Origin of the sequence: Hydrogenophaga sp., from assembly GCF_051007235.1 — a bacterium.
GTDB lineage: Bacteria > Pseudomonadota > Gammaproteobacteria > Burkholderiales > Burkholderiaceae_C > Hydrogenophaga.
In genome coordinates this window covers 1-3,574 of record NZ_JBPCSJ010000066.1, presented here as the reverse complement: position 1 = coordinate 3,574, position 3,574 = coordinate 1, and the positions used below count along the sequence as shown (strand labels likewise).

At 66.5% G+C, this 3,574-nt stretch carries 3 protein-coding genes; all 3 read left to right on the top strand.

Annotated elements, in window-relative coordinates; all coding sequences use genetic code 11:
- The first annotated feature begins 16 nt into the window (after positions 1-16).
- A complete protein-coding gene (locus ACR2JA_RS02170) occupies positions 17-1,675 on the top strand; it encodes a Na/Pi cotransporter family protein (RefSeq protein WP_434007496.1) in 1,659 nt (552 codons plus the stop codon).
- Positions 1,676-1,776: 101 nt separating this feature from the next.
- On the top strand, positions 1,777-2,925 hold the full coding sequence (locus tag ACR2JA_RS02165) for an aminotransferase class V-fold PLP-dependent enzyme (protein WP_434007495.1): 1,149 nt from the start codon (positions 1,777-1,779) through the stop codon (positions 2,923-2,925).
- Between the two features lie 154 nt (positions 2,926-3,079).
- Positions 3,080-3,574 (top strand): porin family protein (locus tag ACR2JA_RS02160; protein WP_434007494.1); only part of this gene is annotated, 495 nt, incomplete at its 3' end.

Genomic DNA, 3,574 nt, shown 5'->3' with positions numbered 1-3,574 from the left:
ATAGTTTTCCTCAGCCATGACACACCTGCTGAATCTGCTGGCCGCCATTGCGCTGCTGGTCTGGGGAACACACCTTGTGCGCACCGGCGTGCTGCGGGTGCTGGGCAGCCGCCTGCGTCAGGTGCTGGCGGCGAGCCTGCACAACCACTTCACCGCTGCGCTCTCGGGCCTGGGCGTCACGGCCCTGGTTCAGTCCAGCACGGCCACCGCACTCATCACGGCGTCCTTCGTCGGCCGCGGGCTCATCGCGCTGCCGGCCGCGCTGGCCGTGATGCTGGGCGCAGACATCGGCACCGCCATCATGGCGGTGGTCTTCTCGTTCGACCTGTCCTGGCTCTCGCCGCTGTGCATCTTCATCGGCGTCACGCTGTTCATCCTGCGCCAAGGCACCCCGGTCGGCGACGTGGGCCGCGTGCTGATTGGCCTGGGCCTGATGCTGCTGGCCCTGCAACTGGTGGGTCAGGCCACGCACGTGCTGACCGCCAACCCCGCGGTGCAGCTGATCCTGGAATCGCTCAGCAGCGACCGCATGCTGGAGATCCTGGTGGGTGCCACGCTGGCAGTGCTCTCGTATTCCAGCCTGGCCGTGGTGTTGCTGACGGCGACGCTGGCCATCAACGTGGTGGGCGTCGACGTGGCGCTGGGCCTGGTGCTGGGCGCCAACCTGGGCAGCGGCCTGCTGGCGGTGCTGACCACGGCCAAGGCCAACCGCGCCTCGCGCCAGGTGCCGCTGGGCAACCTGATGTTCAAGGCGCTGGGCGTGCTGATCGCCCCGGCCTTGATCCCGTTCTGGCTGCGCGCGGTCCAGCCCCATGTGCCCGACCCCGCGGCTCAGACGGTGCTGTTCCACCTCAGCTTCAACCTGATGGTGGGGCTGGTCTTCATCGGCCTGACCGGCACGGTGGCCGGCTGGGTGGAAAAGCTGCTGCCGCTGCAGGACGCCGGCAGCGCACTGGACCGGCCCAACCACCTGGACCCGTCTGCCCTGGCCACGCCGTCGCTGGCCATTTCGTGCGCGGCGCGCGAAGCGCTGCACCAGGCCGACGTGGTCGAAACCATGCTGCGCGGCGTGATGACGGTCATCAAGACCAACGACCTGCAGCTGGCGCAGGACCTGCGCAAACTGGACGACACGGTGGACGGGCTGTACTCGGCCATCAAGTACTACCTGACCAAGATCTCGCGCGAGCAGCTCAATGAAAAAGAGAGTAGGCGCTGGACCGACATCATCAGCTTCACCATCAACATGGAGCAGATCGGCGACACGGTCGAACGCGTGCTGCTGGACGTCGAGGACAAGAAGATCCGCAAGGGGAAAGAGTTCTCCGAAGCGGGCATGACCGAGATCGCGGCCATGCACGCCCGCCTGCTGGACAATCTGCGACTGGGCATGAGCGTGTTCCTGGACGGCAACGTGCGCGATGCACAGCGCCTGCTGGAAGAGAAGGTGCGCTTTCGCGAAATGGAGCGCGAATACGCCAGCAGCCACCTGGAGCGCCTGGCCGACCGCACCACGCCCAGCCTGGAAAGCAGCTCGCTGCACATCGACCTGATCAGCGACCTCAAGCGCATCAACTCGCACATCTGCTCCATCGCCTACCCCATCCTGGACTCGGCGGGTGCCCTGGCGCCCAGCCGGCTGCGCGAGCCGGAGCTGCCCCTCACCCGGCACTGAACAATGGCCCCACGCTGCAGCGCGGCGTGGGTCGCTGTCCCTGGGGTGCTGTGCTAATCTGATCGGCCCGCCTGGCACAGGCGAACCGACAGGAGACACACATGCCCGGACTGCTGCCCCAGATCGACCCCGAGGGTCTGCTCGAGTTTTCGGTGGTCTACACCGACCGCGCGCTCAACCACATGTCCCGGCGCTTCCAGGGCGTGATGACCGACATCTCGGCCATGCTCAAGCGGGTCTACGGCGCGCACTCGGCCGTGCTGGTACCGGGCAGCGGCACCTTCGGCATGGAAGCGGTGGCGCGGCAGTTTGCCCACGGCCAACACGTCATGGTCATCCGCAACGGCTGGTTCAGCTACCGCTGGACGCAGATCTTCGACATGGGCTCGATTCCGGCCAGCCACACCGTGCTGAAAGCGCGCCAGGTGGCTGAAGGCTCACAGGCGCCCTGGACCCCTTGCCCCATTGAAGAGGTGAAGGCCGCGATCGCGAGAGAAAAGCCGGCGCTGGTGTTTGCCCCTCATGTCGAAACCGCGGCCGGCATGATCTTGCCCGACGACTACCTGAGCGCCGTGGCCGACGCGGTGCACGCCGTGGGCGGTCTGTTCGTGCTCGACTGCATCGCCTCCGGCGCGATGTGGGTGGACATGCAGGCCACCGGCGTGGACATCCTCATCTCGGCCCCGCAAAAGGGTTGGAGCAGCTCGCCCTGCTGCGCCATGGTCATGCTCAGCGAACGTGCGCGCCAGGCGATCGATGCCACACAGAGCAGCAGCTTCGCGGCCGACCTGAAGAAGTGGCTGCAGATCATGGACACCTACGAAGGCGGTGGACACGCCTACCACACCACCCTGCCCACCGACGCGCTGCAACGCCTGCGCGACACCATGCGCGAGACCGAGGCCTACGGGTTCAACCGCGTGCGCGACGAGCAGGTGGCGCTGGGCCGCGCGGTGCGCGAGCTGACCACCGCCCACGGCTTCCCAAGCGTGGCGGCAGCGGGCTTCCAGGCCCCGGGCGTCGTGGTCAGCTACACCACCGACCCCGACATCCAGAACAGCAAAAAATTCCTCGCTGCCGGCCTGCAGACGGCGGCGGGCGTGCCTCTGCAGTGCGACGAAGGTGCAGACTTCAAGACCTTCCGCATCGGCCTGTTCGGTCTGGACAAATGGCACGACGTCGACAGCACGGTGGCCCACCTGCGCACCGCGCTGGCGGCCGTGGCGCCACAGCCCGCCGTCGCCGCCTGAAGTTCCCGCTGTCAGACGCTTTGTGAGCGCTGCAACATGCGCTCACACGGCTTCACCCGCACGACACGCGGCCGATACCGCGCCGCCACACCAGACCTCCACCATGAGGGTGTGCTGAATCTCAGCGCATTTCCCCAATTTCCATGGAGGTCTCATGACTCGCATCGCAAAACTCACCACCACCCTGGGTCTGGTCGCGCTGGCCGCTGGCGCACAGGCACAGAGCCTGTACGGCGAAGTGGGCTACACAGGCCTGGACTACCGTGAACCGGGCCTGAAAGTCAGCCCTGACATGGTCCGCGGCGTGGTGGGCTACCAGTTCACCCCCAGCCTGGCCATGGAAGGCATGGTGGGGCTGCACGCCAACTCGGACACGGCATCGGGCACCACGCTCAAGCTCGACAACATGGTCGGCGTGTTCGGCAAGGTCCAGGCGCCGCTGGCCGACGGTGTGAACGTGTACGGCCGCCTGGGCGTGGTGCGCAGCGACCTCAAGGCCAATGGTGTGTCTGACGCCCGCACCGGCCTGGCCTATGGCGTGGGCATGAGCTACGACCTCACCAAGACCACCTACCTGAACGCCGATTACACGAAGTACTATGACCGGGACGACCAGAAACTTGAGGGTCTGACGGTGGGCGTGGGATTC